Consider the following 16,607-nt stretch of genomic DNA (forward strand, 5'->3'; position numbering starts at 1 on the left):
CCCGAAAGTTACGCATTATATTTTCCGTTTGCAAACGGTTACAAGCAATTACAACCGAAAGTAAACGAATAGCAACCGACTAATTTTCGTGAACCTTCACATCTTTGCCATGTCGATTTGAAACAACGATTTCATTTTTAGCAATAACAATAAATTTAATAATAAACTAAAATTTAAACGCCATGAGTACATTAAGAAACAGAGTTCAGTTAATCGGAAACGTGGGCAACGACCCAGAAGTAAAAACATTTGAGGGAGGAAAAAAAGTAGCCAATTTGACCATTGCCACAAACGAAAGTTACCGAAACGATAAAGGCGAAAAAGTAGAACAAACCGAATGGCACCGAGTTGTGGCTTGGGGAAAAACTGCAGAAATCATCGAAAAATATGTGATGAAAGGAAAAGAAATTGCCATCGACGGAAAATTAACACACCGAAGTTATGACGACAAAAACGGTGAAAAAAGATATATCAGCGAAGTTGTGATTAACGAAATTACGCTGTTAGGAAATAAATAAAATACGTTGCCTTATTCGCCATTTAAAATGTTAGACAATTGAAACCATCCTCATTCCTGGGATGGTTTTTTTATGTAAAAATGTTTTTTGCCACGCGATACGTATTCGTGTGCGCGTCAATGATGGTTTTGATTTCTGGGGAATAACCACCGCCCATACTGCATTGAACCGGAATTTCAAATTTTTTACAATTCTCAAAAACAATTTCGTCACGAGTTTTGCAAGCTTCAATCGAACATCCCAATTTTCCTAATTTGTCAGATTCTAAAATGTCAACACCGCTCAAATAAAAGATGAAATCAGGTTTTTCTTGAAGGATTAATTTTGGAATAAATTCATTCACGATTTTTATATAGTCGTTATCAGAAGTGTTGTCCGGAAGTGCGATATCCAAATCTGAAATTTCCTTTTTAAACGGATAATTGGATTTTCCATGAACCGAAAACGTAAAAACATTTGGATTATTTTTAAAAATTTCTGCAGTTCCGTTTCCTTGATGAACGTCTAAATCGATAATTAAAACTTTGGAAGCCAGATTTTTATCCAATAAATATTTTGCGCCAATTGCTTGGTCATTTAAAAGGCAAAAAGCTTCGCCGTGGTTAGAATAAGCATGGTGCGTTCCGCCGGCAATGTTGAATGCGATTCCGGTTTTTAAGGATTTTTCACAACCCAAAATCGTTCCGTTTGTAATTCTTAATTCACGTTCAACTAATTCAGCAGAAAGCGGAAAACCAATTTTTCTAGCTTTTCTTGGGTCTAAAGTCAAATTCAATAATTCATCAACGTATTCCTTTTCGTGAACGGCCAAAATGTATTTTAAATCCGGAATTTCCGGCGAGAAAAAATCGCTTTCAGAAACAATTCCTTCGAGCAATAATTGTTGTGGCAACAATTCATATTTCAGCATTGGAAATCGATGTCCGTCAGGCAAAGAATGTTTGTAAATGGTATGAAAAGCGACTGGAAACATTGGTTTTTCGATTAAAAATCAGACGCATCTTCAAATCTTCGCATCACCAATTCTTTCTTTTTTGCATCATAATAATTTACGATATAATAATTTTCAAAAGGAAAAACAGACTGCAAACTAAAGTTGTTTTCTGCCAAAAATTGCGAAATTCCGTCAACCGCCAGAGGCAATTGTTCCAAATTTTGATGCTCAAATTTATCATCAAACAAAGCCTCAAAATAAGTGGATTGAAGGTCTTGCGCGTCAAACATATCCGAAACATCGGCGCCCGTTCCAGTGGCAACCATTGCAGCGCCAGCGGTAATTCCTAGCAAAATGCTTCCGGTAGAATTCACGTTTCTGATCCCACCAACGGTCAGCATTAATTCGTGAGGCGTTTGATAAACTGAAATCCCAATTTCAGAAGAACTTAGTCTTTGCAGGAACTTTTTGGTGGTTTTCATTTCGCGTCCAGCTTGTCGCCCGGTTTGGGTCAGAAGTGGCGAATTTCTGAATGAAATTTCATCTTTTGAATTGGCATAATATTTTTTGAGTACATTTCCAGAAGCTAAATCTACCGATGAAACGGCCAATTCTCCGTCGTTTACTTTTATTTGGTACAATTTATTTTGGTGAAAATAAGAATTAGATTTTCCTGAATTCACTAACATTTGTTGCGGAATTATCTGTTCTGAAACGGAAAAAGAATTTAGATCAACTTGGAAAATTTGCGTCTGCATCGTAGAATCAAAAGTCAAAACCATCTTGTTTCCTTCGATAAACATTTTTGATTTTCCAACGGTTTGAAACAGCGGATTTACTGCTTTTGTATCAATCATTTCCAAACCGTTTTCTCTAATCAATTGATTAAATGCCAGAGATTTTCCTTTGCTGTCGATAAATTTATAATTCGAAAAGTCAATCGATTTTTCATAAACTTGTCCTCTTCGAAAGGCGTAAATTTTTAGTCTATCGTCGTTTTTTGGAAGCGTTAAAATATAAAAGAAGTTGTTTTCGCTGAAGGTATTCAGAATCGATTCGTCGGTAAAAGCGAGTTGGAAATTATCAACTTTGGTGTTTCTATTCTCGAAGTCAAATGTTATCGATTGTAATTTTCTAAAATCTTCGGAAGCCCAATAAGTACAAGGATTTCCGTTGTTTTCAAAACTGTATCCGGCCATAAATTCATACTCTTTATCGGGGCGATTCACGGAAATACTATCCTGAAAAAATAAAAATTTGCTGTATTTTAAAACGTTCAGTTTTTCTTTATCAGAAGCAAAGGTAAATACGTCTTTTTTAAGATTTACGGCATTTAAAAGTTGTTGGTTATTTCTTGATTTTCTTAGTTCCAAAGGATGTGACGCCAAAATTGTCTGACCAAAAGAAGTGAAAGTCGTGAGAACAAAAAGCGCAAATAATAATTTTTTCATAGTCCCATTTTTAATTTCTTGCTCAAAAACGATACCGCAAGTTTAAGAATCCATAAACTCTTGAAATTTAGTGAAAAATTCGCCAACGTGATACCCGTCCATTAAGCCGTGATGCACATGAACCGAAACGGCCATTGAGCGTTTTCCGTTTTCAGCAATCGTCATTTTTCCTATGGAAATCTTCGGACAACTGTCTGGAAAAGTAAAACTTCTGGCGTGCGAAAGCGACGTGAAATCAACCCAAGGAATCGCCGAAAAATGAATCAGATTATCAACTTCAAAGCTTCTGGTAAAAAGTCCTGGCGTATTTCTGACTCTTTCAATTTCTTCCAAAGCTTTCTCCTGAAATGTTTCAAAATCTGCATAAAACGGAATTAGGGAAAACCCAAAAGTGTTGTCATCACGCGTCAACGTTGCCGAAGCGTCGATTCTGTCAAAAATATAAATTTCGCCATTATCAATTCTATAACGGAAATTTTCAACTGCATTTACCGCCGAAAGTGTTTTATGAAGATAATATAAAAAAAATGAAACTCCGTTTTTCTTTGAAGTTTCATAGGCTTTGGTGCAATCGATATTAGCTACAATTCCAAAGAAAGGCTCTTCGAATTTACTGAAAAATTCAAAATGCTGTTTTCTTGGCCAGTTGTTTAAGTCTAATTTCGTTTTCATCTTATTATTTGCCACAGATTAAATGATTTCAAAAGATTTTAAAATCCATTTAATCCTGTAATCTGTGGCTTTCGAATTTTTAAAGTAAAAAAGGCAAAACCTCTGTAATTTTTTCCAAAGCTTTAAAGTTTTTATGTTTCACTTCGTGGTCGATTTTTTCGTGTGCCCAAGTTGTGTGAAACGGAATATGAACGGCGTGACCTCCAATCCCTAAAACCGGTAGAACATCTGATTTCAGTGAATTTCCAATCATAAAAAACTCCTCAGGTTGAACTTCCAAGCGGCCTAATAAATCATGATAATCTTTTTCCTGTTTGTCTGACATCACTTCAATATGGTGGAAATAATGACCCAGACCTGAATTGTGCAATTTTCTTCTTTGGTCTAATAAATCGCCTTTTGTGGCCACGACCAATTTATATTTTCCGTGTAAAGCCTGCAACGTTTCCTCAACTCCGTCTAATAATTCGATTGGTCTTTGCAGTAATTCTTTTCCGTATTCCAAAATCTTATCGACAACCTGAATGCTGATGGTCTTGTTCGAAATTTTCATCGCTGCTTCAATCATCGAAAGGATATAGCCTTTGATTCCGTAACCATAAAGAGGCAAATTATCAATCTCCACTTTAAAAAGTTCCTGAGAAATGCCTTGTTTGGAAAGATAATCATTCATCAATCCACAGAATTTTTCTTCTGTTTCTTGAAAATAAGGCTCGTTCACGAATAAGGTATCGTCGGCGTCGAAAGCGATTACTTTTATGTTCATTTTCAGTATTTTAAAAACCCTGTCAGAGTTAAAAACTCTGGCAGGGTTGGTATAGTAATAATTTAATTTATTGTCTCTCCATTCCCAACTTCAGCATCAGGATTTACAAAAACCAATTTACCATCTGCATTTGTAGTCATCAAAATCATACCCTGACTTTCAACGCCACGTAGAGCTCTTGGAGCAAGATTCACCAAAACCGTAACTTTTCTTCCCACAATTTCTTCTGGAGTGAAACTTTCGGCAATTCCAGAAACGATGGTCCTCACATCAATTCCAGTATCCACTTTCAAGACTAAAAGCTTGTTTGCTTTTGGCATTTTTTCAGCTTCCAAGATAGTTCCAACACGCAAATCCATTTTTGCGAAATCTTCATATTGAATAGCCTCTTTCTGCGGTTCTAATTTTTTAGTCTCGGCTTTGTTGGCTGTTTTTGTAGCTTCCAATTTGTCTATCTGTTTTTGAATTTCCTCGTCTTCAATTTTTGCGAAAAGCAATTCTGCCTCGCCAATTTTATGTCCGGCCAGAATCAAATCGGAGTTTTCAGAAATGTCGTTCCAGCTTAAACTTTTATTATTTCTAGCTTCCGCCAAAACTGCAGTTTCATCCGTAATTCCAAAAGTTGAAATAGAAGATGGAGTTGCATTCAAGATTCTTTTTAATTTTTCAGAAGTGAAAGGTAAAAAAGGTTCTGCCAAAACGCTCAATGCACCTGCAATCTGCAACGCAACATACATCTGCGTTTTCACCCTTTCTGGATTGTCTTTTATCACTTTCCAAGGCTCTTCATCGGCCAGATATTTATTTCCTAAACGTGCCACATTCATCAATTCGCCCAACGCTTCTCTGAACCTGTAACGTTCCACGGAACTTGCGATTACCGCAGGATACGCTTTCAATTCTGTCAAAGTCGCTTCGTCCACTTCAGAAAATTCATTCGGTTCCGGAACGATTCCGTCATAATATTTATTGGTCAAAACCACAACTCTATTAATGAAATTACCAAAAATAGCCACCAATTCATTATTGTTTCTCGCCTGAAAATCCTTCCAAGTAAAATCATTATCCTTGGTTTCCGGAGCATTTGAAGTCAAAGCATAACGCAAAACATCTTGCTTATCCGGAAAATCTTCCAAATATTCGTGCAACCAAACTGCCCAGTTTTTAGAAGTTGAAAGTTTGTTTCCTTCCAAATTCAAGAACTCGTTTGCAGGAACATTGTCAGGCAAAATATAACTTCCTTCGGCTTTCAACATTGCTGGAAAAATAATACAATGGAAAACAATATTGTCTTTCCCAATGAAATGAACCAATTTCGTATCTTCTGATTTCCAGTATGGTTCCCAATCTTTTCCTTCTCTCAAAGCCCATTCTTTCGTCGAAGAAATGTAGCCAATCGGTGCGTCAAACCACACATATAATTTCTTTCCTTCGGCACCTTCAACAGGAACATCAATTCCCCAATCCAAATCTCTGGTCACGGCACGAGGCTCCAAACCGCCGTCAATCCAAGATTTCACCTGACCATAAACATTTGGTTTCCAGTCGTTTTTATGTCCAACTAAAATCCATTCTCTCAAGAAATCTTCGTATCTATCCAAAGGCAAAAACCAGTGTTTTGTAGACTTCAAAATCGGAGTTTCACCCGTAATGGTAGATTTTGGATTGATCAAATCTGTCGCATTCAAGGTCGAACCGCATCTTTCGCACTGGTCACCATACGCTTCTTCGTTGCCACATTTTGGGCAAGTTCCAATCACAAAACGATCTGCTAAAAATTGATCTGCTTTTGCATCATACAATTGTTCTGTCGTTTCTTCGATAAAATCACCGTTATCATACAATTTTCTGAAAAATTCAGAAGCCGTGTCGTGGTGGATTTTCGCAGAAGTTCTCGAATAATTATCAAAAGAAATTCCGAAATCCTGAAACGATTTTCTGATAATTCCGTCGTATTTATCAATCACTTCTTGAGGTGTAATTCCTTCTTTTTTCGCCTTCATTGAAATTGCAACTCCGTGTTCGTCGCTGCCGCAAATGAACGCCACATCGCGATTTTGCAAGCGCAAAAATCGTGCATAAATATCAGAAGGAACATAAACTCCCGCCAAATGCCCAATGTGAATCGGGCCGTTAGTATAAGGCAAAGCCGCCGTAATCGTATATCTTTTCGGATTCTGTATCATCTTTTTCTTTAAATAAGTATGCAAAAATAAGCATTAGCATTTACATTTTGGTTTTTTATCGTTGCGTTTCATTGTTTCAACAACTTTAGAATATTTCTATTTTTAAATATTTTTCACGATTCTTAAATTAATTTAACATTTCGGGAACTTTGCTTTAAAATCTATATTATATTTAGCAACAAATATAATTTTATGAAAAAAATTCTCGCCTTTTTAATACTATTTGTTTCAGCGTCAGTGTTTGGTCAATTCGATAAAAATTGGAGCAAAGTTGAAAATTATGAGAATTTGGGAAGAACAAAATCTGCTTTTTCTGAAGTAAAATCCATTTACAGAAAGGCAAAACGAGATAAAAACGAACCTGAAATTATCAAGTGTTTTTTCTATAAATCAAAGTATTTGATGATTTTAGACGAAGAAGCGCAACGAAAAATCATGGAGAATTTAAAGACTGAAATCACTCAAAATTCTTTGCCTTCGCAAGCTATTTTGAATTTGGTTTATGCCAGATGTCTGCAAGATTATAAAAGTCAGAATTATGATAAATTATGGCGAAGAACGAAGCTCGATAGCGTAAATGCAAATGATTTCATGACTTGGACCAATCAAAATTTTGACCAAGAAATAAAACTTGCCTACCAAAAATCACTTGAAAACAGGGCTGATTTAAAAAATATTTTGTTGAAAAAGTATGATGTTTTGTTTTCGTATGGAGATGGCGAAAATTCTAAATTTGAAACTTTATATGATTATGTTTTAGACGAAAATATTGCCCATCATTCGGCTCATATCAGTATGTATCAAGATGCCGACAATATCAGAAATTATGGTTACAGCCTTTTTGGAAGTCAGTTTAAGTCGCTGAATTTTGACAAAATAAAAGATGAAAATTTAAAAACAGCTCTAAAATTACGCCAAGAAAAAGAACAGGATTTTTCCAACGAAAAGCGGATGAACCGCTTAATTTTTATTAAAAATTACCTTTCAAGTTATTTTGAAAACCGCAATGAGCATTATCTGAAAGCGCTAAATGAAATTCAGAAAAATTCTACAAATAAAATTCTTATTCAGGAAATTCAGTTAGAAAAAGCAAAAACATTGGTGGGCGTTGCCCATAAAAAGGATTTTCCAGATAATAATATTTTGGCGATTAAAACTTTAGATAGTGTTTTGTTATTAAATAATCGTTCGATTCCTTATAAAAATGCACTCAACCAGCGTGAGCAAATTTTGGAAAAAATGATTGGGGTGAAGATTCAAAAATATTGTTGTCCTAATGAAAATGTTCGGGCATTTGTGGAATTTAGAAATGTGGATAGTTTACAAGTTTCGTTTTATAAAGTTCCTAGTTCTTGGAACATACAAAAAGGACGATATTATGACTACCAAATGCGAAAATATGTCAACAATGACAGCATTTTTGAGGCATTGGTTAAACGTCAAAAGCCTGTAAAAACGCATTTGGCACTGCTTCCGAATCAGCACGATTATTTTCAATATTCCACTGAAATTTTACTACCTCAGATGGAAAAGGGAACGTATGTGATTCAGTTTGAAACTTTAAAACGAGGAAAAAAGGCAGAGAATGACTTCACTTTTTCAACGGTAACCTACACCGATTTTATGCTTTCAAGTTATTCCAAAGATAACAGAAATTATTACCAAGTTACACATCGAAAAACAGGAAAACCGATATCAAATGTAGAAATTAAGTCTGATAAATTTTTCTTGGAAACAGATGGAAACGGCTTGAGTTCCGCACAAAAATATGGTGACGAAAATTACTATAATTTAGAACTAAAGTTGTCAAAAGCGGGTGATACATTACATTCTATAACCAATTATTCTCCTGAATTTAATCGTTATAAAAAGGAAAATTACACTGATGCAAAGATGATATTTTATTTTGACCGAGCCATTTATCGCCCGGGCCAAACGGTTTATTATAAAGGTATTGCGGTTCAAAATATAAATAATACACAAAGCATTGTTCCCAATGTTTCCTTTGAAATTATCATTGAAGATGACAACAGGAAAGAATTGAAAAAATATGTGGCAAAGACGAATGAATTTGGTTCTATTTCTGGCGAATTTGTGATTCCAAAAGATGTTTTGACCGGAGAATTTTCGGTATGGGCGCAAGAACCAGAAGAAGATGATTTTAAGAATGATGTTTCTTATGACAAGGAGACCGAAAAACATCTTTTTTGGGATGAAATTGATTATGATGATGACGAGTTTACGTTTAAGGTGGAAGAATATAAAAGACCAAAATTTGAGGTTGTTTTTAATCCGATAAAAGAAAATATTGCAGTTAATAAAAACGTCTTTGTGACCGGAAAAGCCAAGGCATTTGCAGGAAGCAACGTCACAGATTCTAAAGTTGTCTACAAAATTGTTCGAAAAACGTATACCAATTTTTACAGAAGTTATTACGCGCGTTCCACTGATTTGGCGCATGGAGAAGTGACCACAGACGCGCAGGGAAATTTTAAAATTGAATTTCTCGCCACGCCAGACAGCACTTACACGCAAAAGGATTTGCCTGTTTTTAATTATGAAATCACTGCCGATGTTACTGACATGAATGGCGAAACCCAAAGCAGTATGACCACGGTCCGCGTGGGTTATCACACGCTGGAATTGAAAGCGGAAATGCCTAATAGTATCGAAACAAAAGACAAGAATTTTATTACGTTCAATTCCACTAATTTGAACGGTGAATTTGCGCCTGTAAACGCCGAATTAGAAATCTTTCAATTATCAGAATCTAAGAATAAATTTAAGCCTAGAGTATTCCCAATTCCCGAAATCGCAACTTTATCAAGCAAGGAATTTGAAACACTATTTCCAGATGAAAACAATGAAAAACCTGATGAAAAAGGCAGTTTAGTTTTCTCAAAAACAATTAATACCGAGAAAACTAAGGAGTTACTTTTAAGTTTTTTGCAAAATTTTAAAACAGGAGATTATCGAATGGTTTTTAAAGCAAAAGATGAATTTGGAAATGCCATTGAAACTTCAAAAAACTTCAAAATTTTGCAAAACAATGATGAAAAAGTAGCGATAAACCAAATAATTACAATTAACCAAATCAATGCAAACCCTGAGAAAGACGGCTTTGTGGAAGTAGAATTACATTCCAATGTCCCTGAATTGTATGTTTTTGCCAATGCCTTTTTCGATGGAAAAACATTCTTTGAGAAGTCAATTGTTTTAAAAAATAAGACGCGAATTAAAATTCCGTTTGAGAAAGAATATCGACAAAATGTGCAGTTGACCTTGGAAACTGTCTTTGAAAACCAAAATTATTTACAGTCAAAGGAAATAATTTTGAAACAAGAAAAAGACAATATGAACATTGAAATCGAAAGTTTCAGAAGCAAGATTGAACCCGGAAGCAAAGAAAATTGGAGCTTCAAGATTAAGGAAAATAACAAGGTTACGTCTTCAGAAGTTTTGGCTTCGATGTATGACAGTTCGCTCGATAAATTTACCGTAAAAGATTGGGAAAAATTAAATTTTACGGATAACATCAGCAATTATTTCAGTCAAAAAACTTTTTCTAACTTGGGAACAGAAAGTCTTTATATGACAGATTTGTATTCCCGTTATTTTCACTTTAATACCGCAGTAAAACCAATAGAATTAATGTGGTTTGGATTTAATTTTAGCAACAAAAATGATTACGAAGCGAAAGTTAAATATGAAACCCAAATTGCCGAAAAACGCATTCCAGAAGACGCCATTTTAGTTCACGGAATTGTGACTGATGCATCTGGAAATCCTTTGGTGGAAGCCAAAGTCTACCTTTCGGAAGAAAATAATAGAGCCACGACAACAGAATATGACGGATATTTTCAAATCAAAGCCAATAAAGGCGAACAACTCGTTTTTTCAGCGCCTAAACTGGGACTAAAAATTATCACGGTTTCTGGAAACGAAATAAATGTAACATTGGTGGAAGATAAAGATTCGCCCACAATGCCTGTGGTTATCCTTGATGGCACAGCTAGCGAAGTCAAGGCAGATTTACAAGAAGCTTCGATGATGATGAAATCAGTGAGTTCTACAGCCGTAGTTGTTACCACGCTAGGCGAAAAAATCAACGGATTAGAAATTTCGGGTTCTGGAGATAATCAAATGGTTTCCTTGAATGGTGCACGTTCTGGAGCGAATTTTGCGCTGTTTGTGGTTGATGGTGTTGTGGTTCCAGCAAATTCTTCGGTTCAATTAAACAGCGCCGATGTTGAAACCGTGACGATTTTAAAGCCAGAAGCTTCGGTTAAATTGTATGGCACAAAAGGGAAAAATGGAGCCGTAATCATCACTACAAAAAAGGCGTTAGAAGAATTGACAAATGTAAAAGCAAGGAAAAATCTGAGTGAAACCGCCTTTTTCTATCCAAATTTAAGAACCGATGAAACAGGAAAAGTAAGCTTTAATTTTACGTCGCCCGAAGCGTTGACCAAGTGGAAACTCCGCTTGTTTTCGCATAACAAAAAGGGCAATTCTGCGTATCTCGAAAATTATACGGTGACCCAAAAAGATTTGATGGTTATCCCAAATCTCCCAAGGTTTTTGCGTGAAAACGATACTTTGACAATCACCACAAAAATTGCGATCTCACTGCTGAATCCAAACAAGGAATGGCGGTTTTACAATTATTTGACGCTGTTTCGATGGAAAAAATCGATGTCAAGTTACATAATATCGAACCCATAAAAAACTTCTCGATTAATGCCAAAGGAAACACGGCGGTGAGTTGGAAAATTATAATTCCCGAGGGATTGCAAGGTGTTCAATATAAAATTTTGGCGAAAGCGGGAAATTTTTCCGACGGCGAGGAAAATATTCTGCCCGTGATGACAAATTCGATGCTGGTTACTGAAACCATTCCGTTGTGGGTTCGGGAAAAATCGACGAAGGAATTTACGTTTGAGAATTTAAAAAACAACACTTCTTCAACGCTTCGAAATCATAATTTGACATTAGAATACACGTCAAATCCAGCTTGGATTGCTATTCAGTCATTGCCATATATCATTGAATATGAACACGAATGTGCGGAACAAACTTTTGCCCGGTTTTATGGGAATACGTTGGCAAGTGAAATTATAAATAGCAATCCAAAAATTGCTGAAGTCTTTGAAACGTGGAGGAAATCTGGGAAACCAATCTCAAAATTGAACGAAAACGAGGAATTGAAAAGCATACTTCTGGCAGAAACTCCGTGGGTTTTTGATGCCGAAAGTGACGAACAAAAAAAGAAAAATCTGGCACAACTTTTTGATTTGGAAAAAATGAAAAGTTCGTTAGACAAAACTTTTGAAAAATTGGTAAAAAAACAAAAATTATCTGGCGGATTTGTTTGGTTTGATGGCGGTAACGAAAGCGATTTTATTACGAGGCACATTGTTTCAGGTCTGGGACACTTAGAAAAATTAAAAATTAGGCCAGAAATCAGCGCGAAATTTTCTACAATTACCAGAACTGCTGTTCCATATATTGATTCAAGATTTGTTCAAAATCATAAATATTATGAGAAATTGAACAAGAACAAAAAGTTTACGTGGCCGTATCGCTACACCGATTTGCATTATCTGTATGCGCGAAGTTTTTATGCAGAGAAATATCCGCTGACCGATAGTTTGCGGTTTTATGTCAAAAAATATACTGACGAAGTCAAAAAAGATTGGACTAATTATTCTATCTATGAAAAAGGTTTGAGCGCGCTGATTTTAAACCGTTTTGGCGAAGTTTCCACCGCAAAAAATATCGTAAGAAGCTTGAAAGAAACTGCTTCGAATAATGAAGAATGGGGAATGTATTGGATTGAAAATAATAACGGCTGGTATTGGTACCAATCGTCCATTGAAACGCAAGCGCTTTTGATTGAAGCATTTTCAGAAGTTGAGAATGACAAAAAATCAGTGGATGCTATGAAAGTTTGGTTGTTGAAAAATAAACAGTCAAAAAACTGGCCTACAACAAAATCAACAACCGAAGCCGTTTATGCATTATTAATGCAAGGCTCCGATTTTCTTTCGTTAAAAGACAAAACCGTTTTTAAAATTGGGAACGAAAAAATCTTGACCAAGAAATTGTCCGAAAATGAGAAAGAAGCAGGAACAGGTTATGTGAAAATGAATTGGAAACCAGAAGAAATCAATGCTTCGATGGCAAAATTGACGGTCATAAATAAAAATGATTCTCCCGGTTTTGGCGGATTTTATTGGCAATATTTTGAAGATTTGGATAAAATTAAAGGAAGCGAAAAAAGCGTGATGACCATTTCTAAAGAATTATATCTGAAGAAAAATACGGACAAAGGAGAAAAATTGCAACCGATAACCAATGAAAATTCTTTGAAAATAGGCGATTTGGTAACCATCAGATTGGTAGTTTTGACCAAAGAAGATATGGAATTTGTCCATTTAAAAGATATGCGTGCATCTTGTTTTGAACCAAAAGATGTGATTTCTGGCTATGAATATAAAGACGGTTTGGGATTTTATAAAAGCACGAAAGACCTTGCCACGCACTTCTTTTTTGACGAGATAAAAAAAGGAACTTACGTCCTGGAATATGACGTGAGGGTGACAAATCTTGGGAATTTTTCAAACGGAATTACAACAATCCAAAGCATGTATGCGCCTGAATATTCGAGTCATTCTAAAGGAATTCGAGTTACCGTTACAGAATGATTTAATGACAGTACTTTGTGAAATAGCATCGTAATAATTCCGTTATATTTGTAACCGGAAATCAAAGAAGATGAAATCATGGCAAAAGGACCCGAAAAAAACACAAAGAATAAGGCTTTGCACACCAAATTACTGAACCGAAAAAAGGCAAAACTCCAAGAAGAAAAAAAGGAAAAAGCCTTGCGGATGAAAGCTTTGGTGGCCAAAATGAATCAGCAGAAAAAGGATGATGATTTGAAAACAGAATAAATTTGCTCTAAATTAGAACCATTGTAAATTGGGCTTTCACGAGTAAAAACAGCACAAAAGCTTCATTTCCTTCAAATATATTTTGCAATCTTTGAACTCCAAAAAAGAGATTCATGAGTAAGACAAAATTAACCGTTACAAAGAACGGATTTATAAAAATTGATGGCGATTTTGAAATCGTTGATGCGGAAGGAAAAGTATATCATTTGCAAGGTAGAACTGCGCTAGGACTTTGCCGTTGCGGATTATCAGCAAACAAACCTTTTTGCGATGGCGCACATCGAAATGGTTTTGAGCATGATGCAACTGCATTTGATTTGCCACCGATGAAAGCGAAATAAGAAATTTTAAGATTATAAGGAAAGCCACACTCAGAATGTGGCTTTTTTTGTTTTTTGTTTAAAGTTAAATCCAAAAAATATTTTGTTGCTCAACTATTTAATTGAAATTTGCACCTACTTTAAAATTTGAAAATATGGAATTCGGGAAAATAATAGTTTCAGAAACAGCAATGAATAGCGAGAATCCGCATGATGTGATTTTGTCGAATATCTCAGTAATCAATTTAATGCGCGAAGAAAAAGTGGACGATGATTTGATTCACGAAGACGCTTTGATGAGCTATTATTTGGATTATTACTGGACACAGCTTTCCGAAGGAAATTTTGCGCAATTTGTGCACAAATCAGGTTGGGACAAAGAGTTGAACGAACTTATCGAAGAAGGTTTGGCGTTAATTGGCGCCGAAAAACATTTGGAATTGTTCCAACAGCAATCTAAAAAAGTGAAATTGATGAGCAGTGTCAAGCTCGGTAAGTTTTTGAAAGGAAAATTAGAAGGCGTAAATGCGGTGAGAGATTCCTTGAACAGCGACACTTTTTTTGAATTGGAAGAAAATCTTATTACGCTAAATGCTGATTTCTTAAAATCACACCCCGATTTTGAAGTGCTTTCTGTTGATGAAATTTTTGCTACCTTAGAAGAATTCGTCGGGCACGAAATTAAAAGAGTATAAATTAATCCAACCGAAATGTTCCTAAAAAAAATAATTGCCTTACTTTTCTTTTTCAATCTTTCCATTTTACATTCTCAAACTAAAGTTATTATGCCAGAATATTTAAAAAAAGGTGACACCGTTGGGATTTTGGCCACAGCCAGAAAAATCGATTTGGTTACATTACAACCCGGAATCAAATTATTAGAAAGTTGGGGATTGAACGTGGTCATCGGAAAGAGCATCGGAAAAGAACAAAATCAATTGGCCGGACCAGATTGGCAACGTGCCACCGATTTTCAAGAAATGCTTGATAATCCAGATATAAAAGCAATTTGGGCTGCAAAAGGCGGTTATGGAACCGTGAGAATCGTTGACAGAATCAATTTTGATAATTTCAAAAAGAAGCCAAAATGGGTCATCGGGTTCAGTGACGTCACGGTGATGCACAGCCACATTAATAATATGGATATTGGAACTTTGCACGCAATTATGGCGATTAGCGCAAAATCAGCAACTCCAGAAGCGATTGAAAGTTTCAGAAAAGCATTGTTTGGAGAAAAGCTAGAATACCACATTCCGCATCATGCTTTCAACAAAAACGGAAAAGCTACTGGCGAATTGGTCGGCGGAAATCTTTCGGTTTTGTACAGCATTCAAGGTTCAGAATCGGCAGTGGATATGAACGGGAAAATTCTTTTCTTAGAAGATTTGGATGAATATCTTTATCATATTGATCGAATGATGATGAATTTGAAACGAAATGGTTCTTTAAAAGGATTAAAGGGAATTATTATCGGTGGAATGACTTCGATGAACGACAACGATATTCCGTGGGGACACGATTCCTTAGAAATCATTCAAGACATTGTAAAAGATTTGAATATTCCGGTTTCTTATAATTTTCCGGCTGGACATATTAAAGATAATCGTGCCTTGATACTTGGAAAAACTGTTACATTTGAAGTGAATGATAAAGAAACCGTGTTAAAGTTTCAGTAATTTTTATTTTTCTTTAAAATCTATAAACGCCATGGCAGAACATAATGAACTCGGGAAATTAGGGGAAGAATTGGCTGTAGAACACTTGCAAAAAGAAGGTTATGAAATTTTAGAAACGAATTGGGTTTTTCAAAAAGCAGAGATTGATATCATTGCAAAAAAAGGCGAAATCATAGCGGTCATCGAGGTTAAGACGCGATCAAGCATTGAATTTGGATTGCCACAAGATTTTGTAAAACCAAAAAAAATCCAACTTTTGGTGAAAGCCATTAATGAATATATAATTTCTAACAATTTAGATTCAGAAGTTCGATTTGATATAATTTCTATTCATAAAGATGCGAAAATTTTTAAAATTGAACATTTAGTGGATGCTTTTTATCATTTTTAAGTAACAAAGTTTTAACAATTTGTTTTTAAATTGTATGTTTGCAATACAACTACCACTAAATACTATTTTTAATATGAAAACAATTTCCTCTGTAGTAGAGCATTACATTAAAACCAAGCCGTTCTTATTAAGCGCCTTGTCACAAGGAATTATAAACTTGACTTCCCTATCAAGAAATATGCTTCCAGATTTAAAGCAAGAATTAGGAAAAGACGTGAAACAAGGAGCCGTGGTTATGGCACTGAAACGTCTTTCAGAAGATTTAGATTTTAGATTAAATCACAAAATTATCAAAGTTTTAAAAAGCATTGGAGAAATCACGGTTCGTTCTTCATTAACAGATTTTACTTTTGCGGTTTCAGATAAAATTTTAGATAAACAAGCAGCTTTAATTTCTGAAATAAACACACATTCTGATATTTTTTATACGTCTTCAAGAGGTGTGAGCGAAACAAATATCGTGATCAGCGCAAGTATGGCGCACTTGGTGGACGAACATTTCGTTGGTGAAAAATTGCTTCACAAATGGGAAAATTTGGCTTCAATCACAGTGAAATTACCAAAGGATAACGTTTCAACTCCAGGAGTTTATTATTTTATTTTCCAGCGTTTGGCTTGGGAAGGAATTATCGTTAACGAAGTAATTTCTACATCTTATGAATTCACAATTTTAGTGAGCGAAGACGAGGTGGATGTTGCTTTTAAAGTAATCAAAGACTTGAGAAATCTATAAGATT

Annotated in this window: 14 protein-coding genes; 9 read left to right on the forward strand and 5 right to left on the reverse strand. The window is 35.3% G+C overall.

Annotated features, from left to right (window positions below):
* The first annotated feature begins 182 nt into the window (after positions 1–182).
* Entirely contained in the window at positions 183–518 is a 336-nt protein-coding gene (locus tag ACFPVY_RS12835; RefSeq protein WP_379792492.1) for a single-stranded DNA-binding protein, read from the forward strand.
* Between the two features lie 70 nt (positions 519–588).
* Here ACFPVY_RS12835 and ACFPVY_RS12840 read toward each other — a convergent pair whose 3' ends face one another.
* From ACFPVY_RS12840 to metG, 5 genes are all read right to left on the reverse strand, one after another.
* Positions 589–1,491 carry a histone deacetylase family protein gene (locus tag ACFPVY_RS12840; RefSeq protein WP_379792493.1) on the reverse strand — a complete coding sequence of 301 codons (903 nt, stop codon included), beginning with the start codon at positions 1,489–1,491 and terminating at the stop codon, positions 589–591.
* A gap of 11 nt (positions 1,492–1,502) precedes the next feature.
* Positions 1,503–2,903 (reverse strand): hypothetical protein, encoded by a 1,401-nt coding sequence (locus ACFPVY_RS12845; RefSeq protein ID WP_379792494.1) that lies wholly within the window; start codon positions 2,901–2,903, stop codon positions 1,503–1,505.
* A gap of 42 nt (positions 2,904–2,945) precedes the next feature.
* Entirely contained in the window at positions 2,946–3,575 is a 630-nt protein-coding gene (locus ACFPVY_RS12850) for a CatA-like O-acetyltransferase (protein ID WP_379792495.1), read from the reverse strand.
* A gap of 79 nt (positions 3,576–3,654) precedes the next feature.
* A complete protein-coding gene (locus ACFPVY_RS12855; protein ID WP_379792496.1) occupies positions 3,655–4,341 on the reverse strand; it encodes an HAD family hydrolase in 687 nt (228 codons plus the stop codon).
* A 62-nt stretch (positions 4,342–4,403) separates the two neighbouring features.
* Entirely contained in the window at positions 4,404–6,527 is a 2,124-nt protein-coding gene (gene metG / locus ACFPVY_RS12860; RefSeq protein ID WP_379792497.1) for a methionine--tRNA ligase, read from the reverse strand.
* A gap of 192 nt (positions 6,528–6,719) precedes the next feature.
* On the opposite strand from metG, the gene ACFPVY_RS12865 reads away from it, so the two are divergent.
* The 8 genes from ACFPVY_RS12865 to ACFPVY_RS12900 all read left to right on the forward strand — a co-directional run bounded on the left by ACFPVY_RS12865 (position 6,720) and on the right by ACFPVY_RS12900 (position 16,603).
* Positions 6,720–11,252 carry an MG2 domain-containing protein gene (locus ACFPVY_RS12865; protein WP_379792498.1) on the forward strand — a complete coding sequence of 1,511 codons (4,533 nt, stop codon included), beginning with the start codon at positions 6,720–6,722 and terminating at the stop codon, positions 11,250–11,252.
* Entirely contained in the window at positions 11,177–13,234 is a 2,058-nt protein-coding gene (locus ACFPVY_RS12870) for an alpha-2-macroglobulin family protein (protein ID WP_379792499.1), read from the forward strand. Before ACFPVY_RS12865 ends, ACFPVY_RS12870 begins: the two co-directional genes overlap by 76 nt.
* 78 nt (positions 13,235–13,312) lie before the next feature.
* A complete protein-coding gene (locus ACFPVY_RS12875) occupies positions 13,313–13,483 on the forward strand; it encodes a hypothetical protein (protein ID WP_379792500.1) in 171 nt (56 codons plus the stop codon).
* Between the two features lie 113 nt (positions 13,484–13,596).
* On the forward strand, positions 13,597–13,824 hold the full coding sequence (locus tag ACFPVY_RS12880) for a CDGSH iron-sulfur domain-containing protein (protein WP_379792501.1): 228 nt from the start codon (positions 13,597–13,599) through the stop codon (positions 13,822–13,824).
* Between the two features lie 134 nt (positions 13,825–13,958).
* Positions 13,959–14,498 carry a DMP19 family protein gene (locus ACFPVY_RS12885; protein ID WP_379792502.1) on the forward strand — a complete coding sequence of 180 codons (540 nt, stop codon included), beginning with the start codon at positions 13,959–13,961 and terminating at the stop codon, positions 14,496–14,498.
* A gap of 90 nt (positions 14,499–14,588) precedes the next feature.
* Entirely contained in the window at positions 14,589–15,479 is an 891-nt protein-coding gene (locus tag ACFPVY_RS12890; protein WP_379792503.1) for a S66 peptidase family protein, read from the forward strand.
* A gap of 31 nt (positions 15,480–15,510) precedes the next feature.
* Complete coding sequence (locus ACFPVY_RS12895) at positions 15,511–15,870, forward strand: YraN family protein (protein WP_379792504.1); 360 nt, start codon at positions 15,511–15,513, stop codon at positions 15,868–15,870.
* 73 nt (positions 15,871–15,943) lie between these two features.
* On the forward strand, positions 15,944–16,603 hold the full coding sequence (locus tag ACFPVY_RS12900; RefSeq protein WP_379792506.1) for an aspartate kinase: 660 nt from the start codon (positions 15,944–15,946) through the stop codon (positions 16,601–16,603).
* The last annotated feature ends 4 nt before the right edge of the window (positions 16,604–16,607 follow it).

The organism is Flavobacterium qiangtangense, assembly GCF_042658345.1.
GTDB classification, from domain to species: Bacteria; Bacteroidota; Bacteroidia; order Flavobacteriales; family Flavobacteriaceae; genus Flavobacterium; species Flavobacterium qiangtangense.